This is a genomic window from Mesorhizobium sp. M7A.F.Ca.AU.001.01.1.1 (assembly GCF_004022735.1).
In the GTDB taxonomy this organism is placed as follows: domain Bacteria; phylum Pseudomonadota; class Alphaproteobacteria; order Rhizobiales; family Rhizobiaceae; genus Mesorhizobium; species Mesorhizobium ciceri.
In genome coordinates this window covers 1-4882 of the sequence record NZ_RZPF01000511.1, presented here as the reverse complement: position 1 = coordinate 4882, position 4882 = coordinate 1, and the positions used below count along the sequence as shown (strand labels likewise).

Here is a 4882-nt window from a genome sequence, read left to right as displayed (position 1 = left end):
GGACTATAGGGCGGAGCAGCAGCACGATTGAAGCCTGTTTGCGACATTGGCAAAAAGCCGAGCGACCAGACGGCAGAATGCTTCACACCGGGCGCCTGGGGCGGTTCGCTTTCCGGTAGGCTAACTCAGGCGAAGGCCCAGATGTCCTCGGCCTGGAAACCGACCTGATAGCTACGCATCGAGATCAGCATTATTATAAAAGATCTTACTTATATACTTCGATGAAAGATAAATCTGTAAGTATATTAATTGTTGCAATCGTTATGAGATATGGCATACTAATAACTTAACGAATTAGAGCGCATGCTGGGCGGGAAAACGCGTGCTCAAAGGTCGATTTTCAATTGCGCTCCTCTTGGCTTTGGTCACCTGCGGGCACTCGCAATCCGCATCACTCGACACTGGAGACGAACGTTTTCTCTGGCTCACCTCTTCGTCGATCGATCGCGTTGCCGTGACATACTCGCAGGGAACGCTCTATGTCCCCTCAGATCTATTTCGGGAACGAAATCCGAAGGCAACCATGGATATCAAGCAAGTCGCGCTACGACTGAGCTATCCTGAACTGAAAGCTGGCCGCGGGCCAAACCCCCAGATCCGGGGGGAGGAGGATCTGCTGCCGCTTTCGGACGCACTCGGAGTGGCGGCCTCCGTTCCAGGCGGCCCACTAAAAATTCATATTCCGCAAAACCTCCTGCTTCCAATTATAAATGACCTCGATGCTGGTATTAAATTCGCCTCGTTTCGCGTAAAGGATAATGCTAAGGGGTATCTCTCTCACAATATCTACTATATTTCCGCGCCGGATCCTATGTACATTATGTGCACTGGATATTCTTCTGTATCATCGTGCATGATGAGCTTTGATAGGGCTGGATTGCGCTGGATGATCATGGCGCCTCGTAAATATCTTCGAGAGGACGTCTCTAGGTTTCACAAACGTCTTTCGGCGCTGATTGATTCATTTTCTGAAAAATAGGAGCGTATCATGCCAACTTCACAGCAGATAAACGATATTAACTCTGCATATGCGCTTACCATCTCGACGGGTGACGCGTCTCATTACTACGATGCGCTTTCCGCCGCTGGCATCTACTATGGAAGCATGGCACATGGTGTCGTGAACGCCGACTCGTTAATCGGAATTGTTGCTAACAACTATGCCAAGAACAAAATAGATGGCGATTTCGCGTCAGGACTCTTTGACCAACGTCGCGATGCGCTCATGCTGGAACTCGCTACGCGTGACTACGCTCTTCGGTCAACACAAACTGATTGGAACCTTACGGGGCGGCAAATTTCCGACTATCATGATGCAGCATACCAAACTGTTTTCCCCGAGCTCTCAGGCGCGGCGGAAGGGTGGACACCCTACTACGAGGTTCGAGCTCTCAACGACTATGATTTCTGGCTGGTCACGTCGAGTGCGGATCTGTCTCAGTATCTATCCTACTTTAGAATGAATATTCCGCTGACAGTCGGCGATGCTACGGCGAAAAACTATGCGCTCCAATGGTTCCAGGATATGGATCCATTTGTGTTTAATCTATCTCAGATGAAATTTATTATCGGGGACGATGTTCTCGCCAAAAGCTTGCTCCAGTGGGCCGCTACCCATACGGGATTCTTGGATAGCAAGCAGTCATATCTGTTCGAGCAAAAACCGTATGCCCCAGCTAACGACACCGATGCGTCTGGTTTCCTTGGCAGGTTCATTCATGGTCTCCTGATTGAGGAGGCGGTTTCAGGAACCTCAAATATCCTGCATGCCAGCACTGACTACAAGGAGATATCGTTCGACCGGAGCGATCTCCCCACAACTCCCCATGGGACTGAGTTCGATCACGTGATCAACCAGACCATCGGCACCGCAAACGAGTTGACTCTTGCAGGGTACAATTCCGAGTGGATGCAATCGGATTCCTACAAACTGTCGAACCCTTACTATTGGGGGCTCGACCCGCATAACATCGTCAATATCAACGGCGCCACCTTCATAGCCGGAAATGCGGCAACATCGGCGAACAAGGATGGAAATCTGGTTGTCCTGCAGGGTGACGTTACCAGCTTCACCTTGAACAGCACCTCTCAGTTTATTCTTGTTGGGAATGAAAAGGACAACGAGATAACCTTGGTCAATCCGGATCAGGGATTTGTCTTTTCTGGCGCTGGAAATGACCACATCATAGTCTCGGGTGTTGCAGACAACAGCTGGGGTATAATCCTGCCGGTCATGATTGATACGGGCAGCGGGAACGACACGATCGAGTTCCAGGATTCGAGTCACTTTTTTGTCGGCTATGTCATGACGCCCGATGGCGGGCATGACGTCGCTGTTGGAAATCTAGAGAAGTATTGGCCATCAGATCCCGCTTCAGACTATTCTGCTCCCTTGAATAATTTCCTATTGTCTGGATTAAGCCTCACCGATCTGGATCTAGAGAAGACATTGGTCGCGCAGCGTACAACAACGATACATGCAAGTGAGCAATGGTATGAGATAGACTATGTTACGAACTGGTGGGATGTAAAATATACCCTCAGCGGCAATGACGGAGCCACTTCAATCGAAATTGGTACATATTCATTTAGCTCCAACAAGGCCTACTACATCAGTACCGATGTGCTTTATGGAGACTACACGGTAGACTTTGGTATGTCTTCAGAATGGACAGGGTCGGCGCATGTTATTAACGGGTACTTCGGCAGATCGCAGGTTTTTAATTCATTCTCGTTGGCTTATTTGGACGAAAATGACAACGCGCACAGCGTGGCAATGAACACCGTGTTTGATATGGGATTCGACCCAGCATGGCTTGTTGCCGCTTGAAGTATGTCTTGGGTGAGTCACCTCGGTCTGGATCAGTGGCAGTAACAAGCAATATGCTTGAGCTATGCATAGGATTTTGTGCTGAAGTAGGTGGAACGAGATCTCCATGACCCGATCCCCCGAGAAGATAGGTTCTGGGGGATTTGAAAGGTCACTTGTTGCGGCGAACAAGGCGGTAATCCTCGCAACAGCGGTGATAAGCGGCGTCATAAACGTATTGGCGCTAACTGCCCCCTTGTTCATGTTGCAGGTTTATGACCGTGTGCTTGCCAGCCACAGCGTCCCAACACTGGTCGGCCTCGGGATGCTTGCGTTCGGCCTATATGCCTTTCAATGCGGCCTTGACATCATTCGTGCCCGCGTTCTTCTACGCGTCGGTGAGCGGTTCGATCACCAGCTTTCCGGGCGCGTTCACGACGCAGTCGTCCGCCTTCCACTCGAAACTCGCATGCCCAGCGACGGATTGCAGCCGCTGCGCGATCTCGACAATGTACGCAATTTTCTCTCCGGACCCGGTCCGACCGCGTTTTTCGATTTACCTTGGATGCCCTTTTATCTCGGCCTGTGTTTTCTACTTCATTTCTGGCTTGGTATGACAGCAATGGTCGGCGCGATCTTGTTGGTCTCGCTTACCGTTATTACCGATGCGTCTTCCCGCAACCCAACTCGAGAGGCACTCCGGCATAACACGGTGCGCAATGCCTTGCTGGACGCGTCCCGTCGCAATGCCGAAGCTATACGTGCGATGGGGCTTAGCAATCGCATGACCGCGCGCTGGCGCCTTGCAAATTCGGACTACCTTGCGGCAAATCGCAGGGCCAGCGATGTTGTTAGCGGCCTAGGGGGCGTTGCAAAAACACTTCGTTTGGTTCTCCAGTCCGCAATCCTGGCAGTGGGTGCATGGCTCGCTATCGAGCAGCAGGTCACACCGGGGGTGATGATTGCCAGTTCCATCATAATGGGCCGCGCACTAGCGCCCGTCGAATTGGCAATCGGAAGTTGGAAAGTGTTCCTGATGGCGAGACAGAGTTGGATCCGCCTCAGGGATTTGCTGCTGATGATGCCTGAAGAGACAACTGTCTTGGCCCTGCCCAAACCGCAATGCGAACTGCGTGCCGCAGGCATCACCGTCGTTCCCCCTGGTGAGACGAAGCCGACGGTCTTCGCAGCAAACTTCGTCATGCGCGCGGGGAGCGCGCTCGGCATTATTGGCCCTAGCGGTGCGGGGAAGTCGACGCTTGCCCGCGCTCTCGTTGGCGCCTGGACCCCGGCGAGCGGCAAAGTGCGTATTGACGACGCGTCACTCGACCAGTGGGATCAGGAGGCAATCGGTCGCCACATCGGCTACCTGCCACAGGGGGGCGAACTTTTCGATGGCACGATCGCAGAGAACATCGCCCGCTTCGAATCCGACGCGAAGCCGGAGACAATTGTATCAGCCGCGATGGCGGCTGGCGTTCATGAGCTTATCCTGCAGTTTGATAAAGGATATGAAGCCCGCATTGGAGAAGCCGGATCATCCCTTTCGGCAGGGCAACGCCAGCGGATCGGCCTTGCCAGGGCACTCTACGCCGATCCGTTCCTCGTCGTGCTCGATGAACCCAATGCGAATCTTGACGCCGATGGCGAAGCTGCTGTTGTGAAGGCAATCGCGGCCGTGAGGGAACGCAAGGGGATCGCAATAGTTATAGCGCATCGACCGAGCGCGCTAGCTGCAGTCGATTTCGTTCTCATGATGGAGGCCGGTCGGGTCAAAGCCTTCGGACCACGCGACGAAGTTCTTTCGAAAATATCAAAGGTCCCTTCTCCGAATCCTACCATGGCTGGATATCCGGGCTTTTCTGTATCGGCCAGGATGCTCGCGCCCTTCAAGATGGTCGCAGATCCGAACGAGTCAAAGCCGGAGGTCGCTGAAATCTTGATGGAGGGATCCGATGCCAAACGTTGAGGCCGAATTGGTTTCAAGATCTATCCGGCGGCACCTCTTCATTGGCGGCACTTCCTGCCTTTTCTTGGTGGGAGGCATAGGCGGGTGGGCGGCCGCAACCAAGC

The 4882-nt window shown here is 52.8% G+C and carries 3 protein-coding genes; all 3 read left to right on the top strand.

The annotated features are described in order from the left end of the window. Positions 1 to 523: 523 nt before the first annotated feature. Positions 524 to 979 carry a hypothetical protein gene (locus tag EN884_RS25730; protein ID WP_127224123.1) on the top strand — a complete coding sequence of 152 codons (456 nt, stop codon included), beginning with the start codon at positions 524 to 526 and terminating at the stop codon, positions 977 to 979. A gap of 9 nt (positions 980 to 988) precedes the next feature. Beyond that, the gene (locus EN884_RS25725) at positions 989 to 2830 is read left to right on the top strand and encodes a hypothetical protein (protein WP_063168211.1); all 1842 of its coding nucleotides are present in this window, start codon (positions 989 to 991) and stop codon (positions 2828 to 2830) included. Between the two features lie 106 nt (positions 2831 to 2936). Next, positions 2937 to 4778 carry a type I secretion system permease/ATPase gene (locus EN884_RS25720; protein ID WP_063168212.1) on the top strand — a complete coding sequence of 614 codons (1842 nt, stop codon included), beginning with the start codon at positions 2937 to 2939 and terminating at the stop codon, positions 4776 to 4778. Positions 4779 to 4882 lie beyond the last annotated feature (104 nt).

Bases quoted from the DNA above. Each gene is read 5' to 3' on its own strand.
- EN884_RS25730 (WP_127224123.1), top strand. From the start codon at position 524: ATGGATATCAAGCAAGTCGCGCTACGACTGAGCTATCCTGAACTGAAA.
- EN884_RS25725 (WP_063168211.1), top strand. From the start codon at position 989: ATGCCAACTTCACAGCAGATAAACGATATTAACTCTGCATATGCGCTT.
- EN884_RS25720 (WP_063168212.1), top strand. From the start codon at position 2,937: ATGACCCGATCCCCCGAGAAGATAGGTTCTGGGGGATTTGAAAGGTCA.